Annotated in this window: 14 protein-coding genes; 4 read left to right on the top strand and 10 right to left on the bottom strand. The window is 35.4% G+C overall.

Going from position 1 to position 15,561, the window contains the following annotated elements:
- Positions 1–2: 2 nt before the first annotated feature.
- Complete coding sequence (locus tag CDH50_RS10750) at positions 3–3,461, top strand: endo-1,4-beta-xylanase (RefSeq protein ID WP_100612278.1); 3,459 nt, start codon at positions 3–5, stop codon at positions 3,459–3,461.
- A 226-nt stretch (positions 3,462–3,687) separates the two neighbouring features.
- Positions 3,688–4,158: a hypothetical protein gene (locus CDH50_RS10745; protein ID WP_100612277.1), complete on the top strand. Its 471-nt coding sequence runs from the start codon at positions 3,688–3,690 to the stop codon at positions 4,156–4,158.
- Between the two features lie 57 nt (positions 4,159–4,215).
- On the opposite strand, the gene CDH50_RS10740 is transcribed toward CDH50_RS10745, so the two are convergent.
- From CDH50_RS10740 to CDH50_RS10725, 4 genes are read right to left on the bottom strand one after another with little or no spacing between them, the layout of a single operon-like run.
- On the bottom strand, positions 4,216–4,908 hold the full coding sequence (locus tag CDH50_RS10740) for a peptidoglycan DD-metalloendopeptidase family protein (protein WP_100612276.1): 693 nt from the start codon (positions 4,906–4,908) through the stop codon (positions 4,216–4,218).
- Positions 4,909–4,937: 29 nt separating this feature from the next.
- A complete protein-coding gene (locus CDH50_RS10735; protein WP_157804975.1) occupies positions 4,938–6,359 on the bottom strand; it encodes a hypothetical protein in 1,422 nt (473 codons plus the stop codon).
- A gap of 12 nt (positions 6,360–6,371) precedes the next feature.
- Entirely contained in the window at positions 6,372–6,944 is a 573-nt protein-coding gene (locus tag CDH50_RS10730; RefSeq protein WP_100612274.1) for a hypothetical protein, read from the bottom strand.
- Positions 6,928–7,479, bottom strand: a complete 552-nt coding sequence (locus tag CDH50_RS10725) for an RNA polymerase sigma factor (RefSeq protein ID WP_100612273.1) — start codon at positions 7,477–7,479, stop codon at positions 6,928–6,930. Before CDH50_RS10725 ends, CDH50_RS10730 begins: the two co-directional genes overlap by 17 nt.
- A gap of 176 nt (positions 7,480–7,655) precedes the next feature.
- Between CDH50_RS10725 and CDH50_RS10720 the strand changes: the two genes are divergently transcribed.
- On the top strand, positions 7,656–8,231 hold the full coding sequence (locus CDH50_RS10720) for a DUF2911 domain-containing protein (RefSeq protein WP_100612272.1): 576 nt from the start codon (positions 7,656–7,658) through the stop codon (positions 8,229–8,231).
- A gap of 73 nt (positions 8,232–8,304) precedes the next feature.
- Here the strand turns inward: CDH50_RS10720 and CDH50_RS10715 are convergent, their stop codons facing one another.
- From CDH50_RS10715 to CDH50_RS10705, 3 genes are read right to left on the bottom strand one after another with little or no spacing between them, the layout of a single operon-like run.
- Positions 8,305–8,871 (bottom strand): phosphatase PAP2 family protein, encoded by a 567-nt coding sequence (locus tag CDH50_RS10715; protein WP_100612271.1) that lies wholly within the window; start codon positions 8,869–8,871, stop codon positions 8,305–8,307.
- 22 nt (positions 8,872–8,893) lie between these two features.
- On the bottom strand, positions 8,894–9,121 hold the full coding sequence (locus tag CDH50_RS10710; protein ID WP_100612270.1) for a hypothetical protein: 228 nt from the start codon (positions 9,119–9,121) through the stop codon (positions 8,894–8,896).
- A 7-nt stretch (positions 9,122–9,128) separates the two neighbouring features.
- Entirely contained in the window at positions 9,129–10,532 is a 1,404-nt protein-coding gene (locus CDH50_RS10705) for an MATE family efflux transporter (RefSeq protein ID WP_100612269.1), read from the bottom strand.
- 319 nt (positions 10,533–10,851) lie between these two features.
- On the opposite strand from CDH50_RS10705, the gene CDH50_RS10700 reads away from it, so the two are divergent.
- Positions 10,852–11,799 carry a TolB family protein gene (locus CDH50_RS10700; RefSeq protein ID WP_100612268.1) on the top strand — a complete coding sequence of 316 codons (948 nt, stop codon included), beginning with the start codon at positions 10,852–10,854 and terminating at the stop codon, positions 11,797–11,799.
- Here the strand turns inward: CDH50_RS10700 and CDH50_RS10695 are convergent.
- The 3 genes from CDH50_RS10695 to mnmA are packed head-to-tail and all read right to left on the bottom strand — an operon-like array spanning position 11,789 to position 15,554.
- Positions 11,789–12,730 carry an NAD(P)H-dependent flavin oxidoreductase gene (locus CDH50_RS10695; protein WP_100612267.1) on the bottom strand — a complete coding sequence of 314 codons (942 nt, stop codon included), beginning with the start codon at positions 12,728–12,730 and terminating at the stop codon, positions 11,789–11,791. The two genes, CDH50_RS10700 and CDH50_RS10695, sit on opposite strands and share 11 nt — an antisense overlap.
- Positions 12,730–14,340 carry a S8 family serine peptidase gene (locus tag CDH50_RS10690; RefSeq protein ID WP_100612266.1) on the bottom strand — a complete coding sequence of 537 codons (1,611 nt, stop codon included), beginning with the start codon at positions 14,338–14,340 and terminating at the stop codon, positions 12,730–12,732. The genes CDH50_RS10695 and CDH50_RS10690 overlap by 1 nt, the downstream gene beginning before the upstream one ends.
- A 26-nt stretch (positions 14,341–14,366) precedes the next feature.
- Entirely contained in the window at positions 14,367–15,554 is a 1,188-nt protein-coding gene (gene mnmA, locus CDH50_RS10685; RefSeq protein ID WP_100612265.1) for a tRNA 2-thiouridine(34) synthase MnmA, read from the bottom strand.
- Between the last annotated feature and the right edge of the window lie 7 nt (positions 15,555–15,561).

Genomic DNA, 15,561 nt, shown 5'->3' with positions numbered 1-15,561 from the left:
GAATGAAAAAAAATTACAAAAAAAGATGGATTTTACTTATGCTATTTCTAGTGGCAATGCTTCAAGTAAATTATGCTCAAAACATTATACCAAACCCTAGTTTTGAATTAGGAAATAACGACGATTTTAATGGTTGGAGCAAATGGAACGGCCCTGCTTCCCTATTAGCCACCTCGGTTGCTTCAGAAGTAAATGATGGCAGTCGCGCATTAAAAGCAGTAGTTGCCGCAGATGGCAACCCTTGGAATGTGCAATTAGTAAGTGATCCTGTTCCTACCATAATTGGTGAAAGCTATACATTTACAGCTTATATTAAAGGAGCGGTAGCAGGAACTGAAATTCGTTTTTCTACTAATCCTAGTGCCCTTTATTCTGGAAATTATGTTGTTTCTGAAACTTGGACACAAGTGTCTTGGACTTTCACGGCAAATGAAGTGAATACACGTATCGTATTAGATCTGGGAGCTAATGCCAACACCTATTTTATTGATACTATGGAAATGTTGGCGCCACCAAGTGTTGGAGAGAATATTGTTCCAAACCCGAGTTTTGAATTGGGTAGTGATGATACTTTTACCAATTGGTCTAAATTTAATGGAGCAACCGCCCTTGTACAGACTACCGAACCGACTGAAGTACATGATGGAAATAGAGCTCTTAAAGCAATTTCTACTGGGGGCAACCCATGGAGCGTTCAAATGGCAAGTGATTTAATACCTACAATTATTGGCCAAAGTTATACCTTTAAAATATATGTAAAAGGAGCCGTTGCTGGTACGTCTATTCGATTTTCAACCAGTCCAAGTGCGCAGTATTCAGGAAATTACACAGTATCCGATACATGGACTTTATTATCATGGACTTTTACTGCAAACGCAACTGAAACACGTATCGTATTAGATTTAGGAGCACAAGCCAACACCTATTTCTTAGACAGCATGGAAATGCTTGCCCCTGTTAATGACGAACCCAGTTTAGTGCTCAATGGTAGTTTTGAAGGAGGCAGTGGTGATTTTTTTGAAAATTGGGGACAATGGAATGGTGATAGTTCACTCACAGAAACTTTGGAAACAAGCGAAATAAAAACCGGAAGCCGAGCATTAAAAGCTACTGTTGCAGCAAATGGTGAGCCCTATATGGTACAAATGGTAAGCGACCCTATTGCAACGTCTATAGGAGCTACCTACGAGTTTCAAATCTATACAAAAGCGCTAACAGCAGGATCAACTATCCGTTTTTCTACAAATCCTAATGCGCTATATTCAGAAGATTTTACGGTGGGTACAGACTGGACCTTATTAACTTGGAGTTTTATTGCCAATTCACCTGAAACTAGAATAGCTTTAGATTTGGGAAAATTTGCTAACACGTATTTCTTAGATGATGCCCAAATGCAAATTCAATGCGGAGTCACTTTTTATTCACCTCCAGCCTCACAAACTCCCATTGCCAGTGGAAAAAACAAATTCCTAGGAACAATTTATGATGCCAATGATGCCAATCTAAATAAATATTTCAACCAAATTACCCCAGAAAATGCTGGAAAATGGGGAAGCGTTGAAAGAGAAGATGGTGTTTTCGATTTTAGCCAATTAGATGCAGCAAGAGCCTATGCCGCACAAAATAATTTTCCTTTCCGTTTTCATGTACTTGTATGGGGAAATCAGCAACCTACTTGGTTAAAGCCTATGAGCGATGAAGAAAAAGTGGTTAGAATTAAAAGATGGTTTCAAGAAGTTGCTGGTCATTATGATAATAGTTCTGATGCAAGAAAAACTTTGGAATATTTAGAAGTAGTCAATGAGATTTTAAATGATAAACCGGATAATCAAGGTTCAAACGCGACCGATGATAGCAGCGGTGATTACTTGAATGCCTTGCGTTCATTAAATGCAGAATTAAATACAGAACCAAGCACTTATGATTGGGTAGTAAACGCCTTTAAATTAGCTCGTTTATATTTCCCTTGCGAAACCAAATTGATGATTAACGAGTACGGTATTGAAAATACGCCAACAAGCGCTGCCGAGTATGTTTCCATTATAGAGTTGCTAAAAAAAGACAATTTAGTTGATGTAGTAGGCATGCAGGGACACTCCTTTTCAACGCGCAGATACGGAAATGGAAGTTTTGAAAATGCTACAAATAACTTATCAAATAATTTAAACCTCATAGCTGATACTGGATTACCAATTATGATTACCGAAATGGATATTGATGGTGATGCCTCTTTAGATGCAAATGGCGTACGAACCAATAATGGTACACAAGAAGAACAAGATGCTTTTCAACTATCAGAATATCAGCGTATTTTTGGATTATACTGGAACCATCCATCGGTAATAGGAATAACGTTATGGGGTTACCGTTCAGGAATGTGGCGTACTACTCAAGAAGCTTACTTAATCAATCTTTGTGAAGGTTCAGAAAAACCAGCAATGAGTCAGTACTTAAACACGGTCATAAGAAACGGCGAAAATCCACCATTACTCACCTCATTTGTTGACATGGTCGGATCAATAAGTATTGAACCTATATCACAACAATATAGTGATGATATAACAATTAAAATAAACATTCCAAGTGGCAACAGTAAATGTGGAGTCGCTGCACAAGATGCAGGTATTTACATCAATGGCACATTAGTGGGAGAGATTCAGCTAGTTGAAAATGGAAATGATTTGGAAGGTAGCTTAACCATTAGTTTGTTAGAGGGCAATAACTTAGGTCTATATAGCCCAGGAACTAAAACGGTTACAGCTGTTTTTGATCAACCCAATGAGAACCTTAATGTTGACATTGCGGAAACCCAATTCACAGTTACCCAAGAAGATGCTGAATTGAAGATAATAGGTAAAACAAATTATAATACCAAACATTCCTCAAACATAGCTGAAATAACCCTTAACGGTTTCATAGAAGATATAGGTGAATTATCAGGTGGTTCTCTTGGCGATATTACCAATAGTAAAGTTCGCTTTCTATTAGATGGTATTCCCATAGTTGTTGAAAATGTAACAGATGAAAATGGTTATTTTGGCGTTTCTCCTATAGGAAACAAAACTAAAGGAAAAGTAGAATTAACCTTTCCTCTAGATATGGGGGATGAATCAACCCAACAATATCAAATTAGTTTAGAAGCTGGAGGATATTATCAAGGCAATTCTGTTAGCAAAGCTAATTTGGTTATTAAAAACAATAATCATAAGCCCTCTAAATTAGATATTGTATGTTGGCCTAATCCTACCCCCGATGAGTTTCGTGTGAACCTAGTTGGTTTTAACAAAAAAGACCAGGTTGACATTAAAGTTTTCAATTATTACAGTCATAGAATCGTATATTCAACAAAAGGAAAAGCCGATGAAAACTATATCTTTGGAGAAAATTTTCAATCAGGATTATATTACATCATTGTTGAACAGGGAAAAAATAAAATTCAAAAATTATTATTAAAAAAGTAATTAATTGCTTTTAACAAATTAAAGCTGGCTTATATATTTATAAGTCAGCTTTTTTTTTGTAATCATTTTTAAAATCTGTAATCAGCGTTACGAATTTTTTGCTTTAACTATAAAAATTGACTTTGAAGGAAAAATTAACTAACTTCGTTTAACTATCGATATAGATAATTGAAACTAGCCATATCTTAAAAATCATGGATTATTAAACCAAAACTACAACAAAAATATGCACAGATTTGAAAAACTAATCTATCGAAGTACATCATTTACATTGGGTGCCTTACAAGATGCTAATTCAAAAATTATTGAAGAACTTCAAACAAGCGGATCAACAATACTTTTGAAAAATCTTCAAATGATTCAACTTCAAAAGGCAATATTTGCGGTTGGAATGTTCTCAATATTTGATGCAACATTACAACATCAATTATCTTGTAGAAACGGATTTGAAGGTGCCAAAAACACGCTTAAGGATAGACATGAGTTAGATCTTCATGATCGTTTTGATGAATTTATATGCGCTATCAATGTTTTAAAGCATGGAGAAGGGAGAAGTTATGACTTTCTAGTATCAAAATCCAAATTACTCCCATTTAAAGTAAAATTGCGTGGAGAAAATTTCTTTGAAGAGGGCGATGTTTCTGAAATTAATACATTAATAGAAGTGGATGATAATTTTGTTTTGAACTGTGCATAAGGTTTCAAATGTAATTAACAATTAAATACCTAAACAGCTCGCACATTTAAACTATCCTCAAACCCCCAACCTCAAAACCAACTCCGGATTCGGACAATTATCCAAATAAAACTCCAAATCCTTTTTATTGCAAACACCTGGGTAATCACCCTTAAAACCTTGCAAGTCTTTTATGATTTGAAAATGCAAATGTGGTGGGTAATTACCATTTACGGTGGCATCGCCCAACGTGGCAAACGGTTCGCCTTGTTTTATGGGTTTACCTGCTTCTAAATTTTCTAAAGAAGCCAAGCTTAAATGACCGTATAAGGTGTAAAATTCAAACTCATTTATGGTATGTTTTAAAATAATGGTCGGTCCATAATCACCAAAATTCGTATTGTTTTTAAAACTATGCACGGTGGCATCCAAAGGACAATAAATCGGGCTTTCGGCAGCTATCCATAAATCTACTCCCAAATGGATGTTGCGTTCGGTAGCCTCGTTGTTGTTAAAATGTTGACTGCGTTTGTAGATAGTCCGCACTTCATTATAACCACCGTAGCCCACCAAGCCATTGTGTTGGTGTATTTGGCTTTCAATATAATTTTGCAATGCTTCAGTCTTACTAACATCAATAGCTTTGAGTTGTTTATTATCCTCCGAAAGGTCTATGGAAATGTATTTGGAATTTGGAATTTCAGGATGTAGTACCCGAAGTGGCTTGGGACTGACATGCTTTAAAAACTCCTGAAAATGGGTTGAGGACATAGAAGACGTGTTTCCTCAAAAATAATAAACTATTGCATAACAACATTACTGTACTTCGCATTTACCACAATGGTTTTTTTGGTACTCGAATTGTTTGTTGAAAATGTTGAGACATTATCATTGGATGTTTTTTTAGGGTGTTTTAAACGTGAACGCGTGCCTTTATACTGAAAATTAGCATCCACTTTAGGAAGCGAAATAACAGCATCACTATTTTGAAGGGTAACATTTAAATTGTTAAACCCATCCCCTATATTTAAGATTTTTAAATCGCCAATACTGCCATTAATTACGGCATTATCTGTGACGTTATGAATTTTTACATTAGAAGAATTAGACGTTAATACCAAACGCTTGACATTTTTTAGTTCGGCAGCCTTTACAAAATTTAAGTTGAGCTCGCCAACATTCCAATAGGCTATATTTACGGGCGAATAAGAAGCATTAATGGAAGTTTTGCTTCCATTAATGCTATTTGCCATAAACTTGGTATACGATAAATTAGCATTCAGATTATCTACATTGGATACAAATTTAAGTTCACCGTGTTTTACGTCTACCTTAATTTTAGCATCTTTTGGCAATTTAATCTTAATCGTTTTCTTAACGTTTGAGTTAGATCCTGTATTGATTATTTTCTCAATAACAATGCGTCTTTCGTCAGCCAGTTTTTCACGTTCATCAGCCATTTTTTCAAGCTCCTTTTCACGTTGCTCCCTAAGTATCATTACATGTTTTTTTTGCTCTTCTCGATGCTCCATTCTTGCTGCATTGGCTTCCATTTTTGCTGCCAAACTTTTGCCCCATTCTTCATATTGTTTAGCATATTTTTCACCCCATTCTTTACCAAATTTTTCGCCCCATGCTTCCATTTGCTTGGCGTAATCGTCTCCAAATTTAGATTCAAAATTTTTAGACCATTTCTCCATATATTTTTCACCGTCTTTTTTATAGGCTTCATAATCAAATTGCATGTTGTTGATGCCTTCTGGTAATTCTGGCAATTCTGGCATCTCGGGCATTTCAGGTAACTCAGGTAATTCTGGCAGTTCTGGTAAATATGACAAATTGTACTTTAACTCGTCTAGTATCACGTTAACATCGGCATGATTCCCATCGTTTCTTTGAATCCAAGTAGCTGGTGCATTGCCTTTTGTACTTATTGAAATCTCTTTAGATGTGGCATCTACACTAACGCCCCAAGCTTTCAAGGCTTGTTCCAGTTCTTCTTTTGAAAGTTTCCCTCCTTCAATATAGGCTTCAATCTCCACAACATTTTTGTTCCAAGTATCAAACTCAATATTGCAATTGCTGGTATTTAAGTTTAAAATAACGTCATTGTCTACTTTAATGGATTGGGACAACTTGGTTAATTTTTGTTGCGCTATGATGCTTCCCACTATAAAAAAGCTAAGCACAAATAAGGATTGTTTAATGATTTTACTATTCATTTTTTGATTTTTTTAGATTGATTTTGATGTGTCTTCCACATCATCAGGTAAGTTTTGTAATTGCGATCTTAAACGGTACAAAAGATTTAAACGAAGTTTTAAATTATCTATCAGAGCGTTTACGGTTAACTCATTTGGCCCCAATTCTGTTAATTCAACGGACAAACGTTGGTATTCCTTATCAAGTCCTTCCAACTGCTCCAAATAGCCATCAAACACATCTTTGGTTTCTGGCGTGTATGCCATTTTAGACAATTCTAAATTGATACTCGCCAAATAATAATCTTCCACTTTTTTAAGTCCAGGAGATACATCACCCAAAGTTTTAATATTAACAGGTTTAGTTTCTGCAACATTTATGTCTGTGGATGTAGGCGTTATTTTAAAATAATTATAAGCTCCAAAAGACAACCCTAAAAGCACCACAACACTTGCCGCTACTTGCAGCCAATTAAATGGGCGCTTTTTCGAAATGGGCAAAGCCTTATCCAGTTTTTCAAGAAATCTATCTTGATGGTTTTCAGACATCGTTTCATGTTGTATCCCTCCTTCCTCTTTAAATAGGTCCCTAATATCTCGTGCCATTTTTCTTTAATGTTAACAGTTCTTGCAATTTTATTCTCCCTCTTGATAATTGTGTGCGCGAAGCGACTTCCGTAATATTCAAAATTTCTGAAATCTCTTGGTGGTCGTAGCCTTCAATTAAATAAAGCATCACCACGTATTGATACGTTTCAGGTAATTTTTTAATTGCTTCTTTTACATCGTTTAAAGTGATTTCGTCATCCACTAACCATTTGTCATCGTTTGGAGTATCAACAATTTTCAGGTGCACCTCATCCAACGCAACCAAATGTTGCTTTTTGGATTTTAAAAAATCGATACTTTTATTGATAACAATACGTTTTAACCAAGCCCCAAAAGTAACTTCCGCCTTGTATTGGTCGAGTTTAGAAAACGCTTTAATAAACGCTTCCTGCACCACATCTTCGGCATCGGTGGCATCATTCAAAAATCGTTTAGCAACACTATACATCCCGTTGCAGTACTGGTTGTATACCTGCAATTGTGCTTTCCGATTGTTTTGTTTACATTGTTCTATAATGTCAACCTGAAACATGCGCGCCTTACTTTTGGTTTTAAGTTAGTTCATTTTAATAGACGACAAAAAAAAGGCAGTGTTGCAAAAAACATATTTTTTTTTGTGTTGATATATCAAAGCTAAGAAATCTGCGTTTGCATTAAATAATTAAATACTTTTTAAAGTATCTTTATCCATTAAATAAAACATTGCATATGAACACCTTTTTAAAACGACTCTTAATTTTTTTATCCTTAATAGCCGTAGGCCTATTTTTATATTCATATTTTGTTGAAAACATTTTTGCAGCACGATTAAGTCCTAAAGATACCATTGCTTATAAGTTTAATGATTTAAAGTTGGAGGTTTTTTACAACAGACCTTCTAAAAAAGGACGCGATATTTTTGGAGGTTTAGTGCCATTAAATGAAGTTTGGCGAACTGGAGCCAATGAAGCGACTACCTTTGAGACGAACAAACCTCTTAAAATAGATGGCATACCGCTACCAACTGGAAAATACACCTTATGGACGGTACCAAAAGATACGGCATGGACTGTTATTTTTAATTCCAAACAATATTCTTGGGGTGTAGATACCGAAATGAAACCCATGTGGGACCCAAATTATGATGTATTAGATGTTGAAGTTCCTGTACATAAACTTGATAAAACCGTAGAACAATTTACCATAGGTTTTGATAATACAACAGGCGATTTATCTTTAACCATGGCTTGGGATGATGTGAAAGTTGCCGTTCCCATAGAAGAAGTTCCAGAAATACAGGAGTAATTTTTTTGCTTTGCGAGATTTAAATTAGGATTTAGAAACCTGCTACGGTTTTTAATGTCTGGTTTATTGAATATTAACCAACATACTGTTTTATAAGATACAGACTTAACTTGTAGAATCCGAATCCTGTTAGCGCGCCAAACGTCCATCCACACAGAATATCTACCGGATAATGTACACCAACATAAATCCTGCTGTAGGCTACAATAACACTCCAAAACAATAAAATAAAAATGAGGTTTTTGTAGTAAGGCTTTAATATCAGCCCTGCAAATACAGCTGCTGCCATAGAATTAGCAGCATGTCCAGAAAAGAAACCATAAAGTCCGCAACGTACCGCTATAAACCGCGTATACTCCATAATCCCTTCTGCCCTACATGGTCTGGGGCGACCAAAACCACGTTTAAAAACATTAGTTATTTGGTCGGTAAAGGTAATCATGACTACAATAATGACTATAAATAGCAATAGTGCTTTTAATCCAAATTTTTTATACAACAAAAACAACAATACGGCATACAACGGAATAAAGGTAAGCTCGTCAGTAATTATTAACCATAGCCAATCCCATGTTGGAGAGCCTAAATTATTTAAAAACAAAAAAAGTTGTTTATCGTATTCTATTATTTTGTCAATCATTTATGGGAATTTAGAAATGGCATTACTCTTCATACTTTGCTATTTCACTATCATAAAACTCGGTGGCGAGCTTAATCAAGTTCTCTGTTTCCATTTCAAGTTCCTTGGCATCTTCTTCATCAAAATCTTCAAACCATTCTACCTCATCGTCTTCCAAATTAATGATAAACCTAGGAAATTCGGTGTGGATGACATAGATGGCATTTGGATAATTGGTGTTATCACCTAGAATAAATTTAGGAAGACTCATGTTGTTATTAGGTGTTTATTGTTAAGTTGTTGAGCTGTTTGTTGGACAAAATTAACTTTTTTGTCAAATAATTAAATCTAATATACAATAAAATGGCGGCTGTTGAAAGTCCAGCCAATAAACCCAACCAAATACCAAAACTGCCATAAGCATCTTCTTTTCCTAAAAACCAACTCATAGGAAACCCAATAAGCCAATAGGAAATGAAGGTTATAATGGTTGGCATTTTAACATCTTGGAGACCTCTTAAAGCTCCTAAAAAAATCACTTGAACACTATCACTTATTTGAAAAATAGCCGCCACAATCAATAATGTAGAGGCAATGCTTACCACTTCCATATTATCCATTAAATTTTCCGCATCATTATAATCAACATATAATTTGGGTAAAAATTCATTGAAGCTAAAAAACAAAATAGCGAAACCAAAAGCCAAAATAATGCCCAATAGAAATATAGAAAAAGCAATGCGTCTTAGTTCAACAAAATTCTTTAATCCTTTTTGGTTTCCAACACGAATCATGGCGGCAACGCTTAAACCCATAGCCACCATAAAGGTCATGGAAGATAAGTTTAATGCAATTTGGTTTGCCGCTTGCGGATTTTTACCCAGCAAACCACTTAACCAAATGGCAGCAGTAAAAACGGCAACTTCAAAAAACATTTGCATGGCACTTGGTGCTCCAAGGTTTATGATTTTTTTCATCATGGTTTTTTTTAAAACAAAAAACTTGATGTGTGTTACATACGGTTTCGATTTTTCTTTATTCTTTAAAATCCACCATAAAAACCAAACCATGATAATTCTGGAAATTAAGGTGCCATAAGCAGCTCCAACAATGCCTAATTCTGGAAATCCGAATTTCCCAAAAATGAGCAAATAATTAAAAATAACGTTTAGGATGTTTGCTAAAAGTGCTGCATACATAGGATATCTGGTTATTGATAAACCATCACTAAATTGCTTAAACCCTTGAAAAATAATTAATGGTATCAATGAAAATGCCACCAAATCCAGATAAGGAATTGCCAAGATAACCACCTCTTCGGGTTGTTTCATTAAATACATAAGCGGTTTTGCAAAAAATACCATTAAAAAAAGTAAAACGCCCAAAACGGTACATAAAAACAAACCATGTTTAAATGACGATTTTCCTTTGGCAAAATGGCCTTCGGAATCTGCTTCAGCAATTAATGGCGTTATGGCTGTTGAAAAACCGATTCCTAAAGACATGGCTATAAACATAAAACTATTGCCCAGAGATACGGCAGCAAGTTCAGCCGTTCCTAATTGACCAACCATAACATTATCTACAAAACTTACAAAAGTATGCCCCAACATACCTAACATAACAGGTGCTGCTAGATTCCAATTGTATTTAAATTCTTTGGTGTAATTTGCTAATTGCATTCGGCAAAAGTAATTCTTAAACTTTGTTTATAATAATTTAAAAATGTTTTTATAAAAAATTAACAAATGTTAATAAATTTAATAAAACCATGTGTTTAGGTAAGTTTTTTTATATAAATTCGCAAGGCTTTTAAAGCAAATCCTTTAAGGGGATTCATTAATATTTTATAAAAAGGCTTTATTATTATTTTAGGGGATCAAAAGCTATTTAGAGGTTTTTGTTTAAAAGGGGGAATTTATTTCCCCTTTTTTTATTGTATAAAAAATTAACATTATATTCATTAATTTAGTTATGGTATATTAACTTAATAATTAGATTATGAAACGTTTAATTCCAATTATGTGTTTTATGAATATGCTTATGGGATTTTCTCAAGAGTCCAAAAAAGCGTTCATTCCAGATATTGTAAAACAATTTCCTAACGTAAGGGATATTGCCATCTCACCTGATGGCAATGAGATGTTGTTTTCAGCTCAAAGTATTATGGGAAATTTATCATCTGTCATAACTATTAAAAAGGAAAATGGAATCTGGAATAAACCGCAAGTCACCTCTTTTTCTGGACAGTATTTTGATTTAGAACCATTTTTTTCGCCAGATGGCTTAAAAATTTATTTTGTTTCAAACAGACCTATTCATAAGGCTTCAACCACCATAAAGGATTTTGACATTTGGTATGTAGAACGTGATGATTTAAATAAAAACTGGTCAGAACCAAAAAACTTAGGAAGCCCCATAAACACTTTGTATGATGAATTTTATCCTTCTATTGCCACTAATGGGAATTTATATTTCACGAGGGATAATACATCCCTAAAAAATAAGGATGATATTTATTTTAGCGAATTTAAGGATTCCCAATACACAGAACCAATGGTGTTACCAAATGCCATAAATTCTGAAGGTTATGAATATAATGCTTTTATTGCGTCTGATGAGTCTTTTTTAATTTATGGTTCTTATAACAGAAGCGGTGGTTTTGGCAGTGGTGATTTGTATATCAGCTTTAATTCAGAAACTGGTTGGACACCAGCCAAAAACTTAGGAGAACATATCAATTCTGACAAGATGGATTATTGCCCTTTTGTAGATTTAAAAACGAGTACCCTATATTTTACAAGTAAAATGGATAATACCATTACTGAGTTTGAAAAGCCTCTCACGATTGATGAGTTATTTGAAGAATTGAATAAATATGATAATGGACTGAGTAGATTGTACCACATTTCTATTGAAACATTACTAAAAAACAAAGTCACAAATTAGAAACCTGCTTTTTTGCTTCGGTAAATTCACGCATCATATCTTCAACAATTTGAGCGACTGGCTTTATATCATGTATCAATCCGGCAACCTGACCGATTTCTAATTCCCCTTCTTCTAAATCACCTTCAAACATCCCTTTTTTAGCACGTCCCCTTCCCAATAATTCTTGCAATTGTTCTGGAGTTGGTGACTTTTTATAAAGCTCTTGCAAGTCGTTATAAAACTTATTTTTTATCAATCTTACTGGAGCCAATTCTTTTAAAGTTAGCTGTGTATGGCCTTCTTTGGTATCAGTAATTAATTTCTTAAAGTCTATATGGGCTGAACTTTCTTCACTGGCTGCAAACCTGCTACCGACTTGAACGCCATCAGCCCCTAAAACCATGGCTGCCAACATGGCTTGCCCCGTAGCAATGCCACCCGCAGCAATCAATGGAATTTGTATCTGTTCCTTTACCATGGGAATCAATGTTAAGGTGGTGGTTTCATCTCTGCCGTTATGGCCTCCTGCTTCAAAACCTTCAGCAACTACGGCATCAACTCCAGCTTCTTGTGCCTTGAGTGCAAACTTGACGCTACTTACCACATGCGCCACAGTTATACCTTGCTCTTTTAACCAAGGCGTCCACGTTTTAGGATTTCCTGCTGAAGTAAATACAATCTTCACGCCTTCCTCAACAATAATATCCATAATCTCCTGGATATTTGGATATAGCATAGGCACATTCACCCCGAAAGGCTTGTTGGTCGCTTTTTTACATTTTTGGATATGTTCACGTAATACGTCTGGATACATGGAACCAGCACCAATAATTCCTAAAACACCCGAATTACTTGATGCAGAAGCTAATCGCCAGCCACTATTCCATACCATACCTGCTTGCACTATAGGGTATTTGATATTGAATAATTCCGTAATCCTATTAGCCATTACTTTTTAATGAGTTTAAAGGTTTTTGAAATTTTCGGGGATTCAATTTTTATAATATATAAACCATCTGATAAGTAAGAAATATCAATAGGCTCAATTACGTCTAAAATGGGAATGGTTTTGACTTCCCTTCCTAAAATATCATAAATACTGAAAGTCCAAAATGTTTCTTCCGAAGGTAGTTTAAAAAAAACGTCGCCTGAACTCGGATTTGGAAACATCAAAATCTCTTCTGGATTTTCATCATCATCACCAATTGAAAGCTCTCCATTTAATGCTGCAAGCAAATTAGGAATGCCATATCCTAAGAAATAATCTGGATTATTATATTGGGATGCTGATTCTCGTACCAACTGCATAATTTCAGCATTTGTTTTATCGGGTAAAGCTTGCCATAAACAAACGATACCACCCGCTAAAATAGGCGAACTGAACGATGTGCCATTTAATGTCCCAATCACATCATTAGTGCCTATTACATAACTTGCTTGACCTTGTGCCACCACATCTGGTTTTTGTGTGGGCTGAATAGCACTTCCAACAGAACTAAAAGACGCATAGGTTCCAGTAGCCGTTACAGCCCCAACAGACAATACATTTGAAGAATCTGCAGGTGCATTAATGCCATTATTTCCCTCGTTTCCTGCAGAATTAATAATCAACAGCCCTTTTTCAAAAGCGATGTTGGCGCCTTTGGTTATAAAAGTTGTGCTTCCATCAAAATGTGATGCTGAATAATTATAATTTGTGTTATCATAAAAACTTCCATAGCCTAAAGAAGAATTAACCACGTCCACTCCCAAACTATCGGCACGCTCAACTGCTTCAACCCAATAACTTTCCTCAACTGGATTTTCATTAATCCCATCTTCAGTGATAAATAAATAATAAGACGCATCAGGGGCGGTGCCTACAAATTGATCTTGAATATACCCAGCCATGGTGCTCAACACCCATGTACCGTGACTACTGGACGTGTTCGCATAAACATTAGCATTTCTATTCACAAAATCATAGCCATCTATAATATTATTGGCATTTCTCAATCTTTGGAATGCTGCCATGGTATTTACGTTTGGAAAACCAGCATCTAAAACGGCCACAGTCATACCAGTTCCTGTATAATCCAAAAGGTGCAACTCATGACCATTAATCATATCAATCTGGTTGAAAGCATCGCCATAATTGAAGGTTGTTAATGTGCTTTCGAGTTTAGAAACCTGCTTTTGCGAAATAGGTTTTGCTGTATTTAAACTTTTATCTGCAAAATCTATGGAAGCAACAAAACCTAAGTTTGTTAGTGCTTCAATATCAGTTTGACTTCCTCTAACATGTACCGCATTAAACCATTTGGATTTTGCCATAACGGTTATTCCCGCTGCATTTTTAAGCTGGGTAATGTAACTTTCGTTTACCGGCACATCACGTTCATCAATAGAAACGCCATGGGCGCTTTTTCTATCGAGTGCTTTTTGGGTAAGAATATTAATGGGATTTGCAACGGAAGTCGCTACGTTTTGTTTATCGGTTAAATATATCCAAGCATCTTGTTGGGCGTAAACAGGTATCAGAGAGAATAGCAATATCAAAAATAGTAGGCCTTTTTTCATCGCTCATCGGTTTAAGTGATAGCAAGTTACGAAATTACTCCAGAACCTACTAACTCATCATTTAAATACCAAGCGACGAACTGTCCTGCTGTGATGGCAGATTGGGGTTGTTCAAACTCCACATACAATCCACTATCCACTTTGTATAGCGTTGCTTTTTGTAATGGTTGGCGATACCGGATTCTTGCCATGACTTGCATGGTGTCATCTATATTAAGCGCTAAATCCTCCCGAATCCAATGCAACTCGTCGTTAGTTACAAATAGGGCTTTTTTATACAATCCAGGGTGTTCTTTACCCTGCCCTGTGTAAATCACATTGTCGTCCACATTGGTCTCAATAACAAATAAAGGTTCTACCGTACCACCAACAGCTAATCCTTTGCGTTGTCCTTTAGTAAAATAATGCGCACCTTGGTGTTTTCCAACAATAGTTCCATCTTCAAGATGATAATCAATTTTTTGGGTTAAATATTGAAGTTCTTCTTGCTTAGAATGAAATGTTGGAACGCTTTTACCATAAATTATATTTTCTTTTGGAACTTCAACAATAATACCTTCTTTTGGTTTGAGTTGTTGTTGTAAAAAATCTGGCAACTTCACTTTACCTATAAAACACAGACCTTGGGAATCTTTTTTCTCAGCCGTTACCAAATTTAATTTGGTAGCAATCTCCCTCACTTGTGGTTTTGTTAATTCGCCTATCGGAAATAATGATTTTGCTAATTGCTCCTGTGATAATTGACATAAAAAATAAGATTGATCTTTATTATCATCCACACCTTTTAACAATTGATAAATGTCTTTACCATCTTTTTGAATGATACCCTTTCTACAATAATGTCCCGTAGCTACATAATCTGCACCCAGCTCCATAGCGATTTTCATAAAAACATCAAACTTGATTTCTCGATTGCAAAGTACGTCAGGATTGGGCGTTCTTCCTTTTTCGTACTCATTAAACATATAATCTACTATACGCTCTTTGTATTGTTCACTTAAATCAATAGTTTGAAAGGGAATCCCTAATTTATCGGCAACCAACATGGCGTCGTTGCTATCATCAAGCCAAGGACATTCATTGGAGATGGTAACAGAATCATCGTGCCAATTTTTCATAAACAAGCCAATCACTTCATAACCTTGCTCCTTTAATAAATAAGCAGCAACGCTAGAATCTACACCTCCGGAAAGTCCTATTATAACACGTTTCATATGTAAT

This window comes from Confluentibacter lentus (genome assembly GCF_002806995.1).
GTDB lineage: Bacteria > Bacteroidota > Bacteroidia > Flavobacteriales > Flavobacteriaceae > Confluentibacter > Confluentibacter lentus.
The sequence above is the reverse complement of the archived record's forward strand: the minus strand, read 5'-3'. Positions and strand labels throughout refer to the sequence as shown.

Coding starts and splice junctions, on each gene's coding strand:
- CDH50_RS10750 (WP_100612278.1), top strand. CDS start 3: ATGAAAAAAAATTACAAAAAAAGATGGATTTTACTTATGCTATTTCTA.
- CDH50_RS10745 (WP_100612277.1), top strand. CDS start 3,688: ATGCACAGATTTGAAAAACTAATCTATCGAAGTACATCATTTACATTG.
- CDH50_RS10740 (WP_100612276.1), bottom strand. CDS start 4,908: ATGTCCTCAACCCATTTTCAGGAGTTTTTAAAGCATGTCAGTCCCAAG.
- CDH50_RS10735 (WP_157804975.1), bottom strand. CDS start 6,359: ATGAATAGTAAAATCATTAAACAATCCTTATTTGTGCTTAGCTTTTTT.
- CDH50_RS10730 (WP_100612274.1), bottom strand. CDS start 6,944: ATGGCACGAGATATTAGGGACCTATTTAAAGAGGAAGGAGGGATACAA.
- CDH50_RS10725 (WP_100612273.1), bottom strand. CDS start 7,479: ATGTTTCAGGTTGACATTATAGAACAATGTAAACAAAACAATCGGAAA.
- CDH50_RS10720 (WP_100612272.1), top strand. CDS start 7,656: ATGAACACCTTTTTAAAACGACTCTTAATTTTTTTATCCTTAATAGCC.
- CDH50_RS10715 (WP_100612271.1), bottom strand. CDS start 8,871: ATGATTGACAAAATAATAGAATACGATAAACAACTTTTTTTGTTTTTA.
- CDH50_RS10710 (WP_100612270.1), bottom strand. CDS start 9,121: ATGAGTCTTCCTAAATTTATTCTAGGTGATAACACCAATTATCCAAAT.
- CDH50_RS10705 (WP_100612269.1), bottom strand. CDS start 10,532: ATGCAATTAGCAAATTACACCAAAGAATTTAAATACAATTGGAATCTA.
- CDH50_RS10700 (WP_100612268.1), top strand. CDS start 10,852: ATGAAACGTTTAATTCCAATTATGTGTTTTATGAATATGCTTATGGGA.
- CDH50_RS10695 (WP_100612267.1), bottom strand. CDS start 12,730: ATGGCTAATAGGATTACGGAATTATTCAATATCAAATACCCTATAGTG.
- CDH50_RS10690 (WP_100612266.1), bottom strand. CDS start 14,340: ATGAAAAAAGGCCTACTATTTTTGATATTGCTATTCTCTCTGATACCT.
- mnmA (WP_100612265.1), bottom strand. CDS start 15,554: ATGAAACGTGTTATAATAGGACTTTCCGGAGGTGTAGATTCTAGCGTT.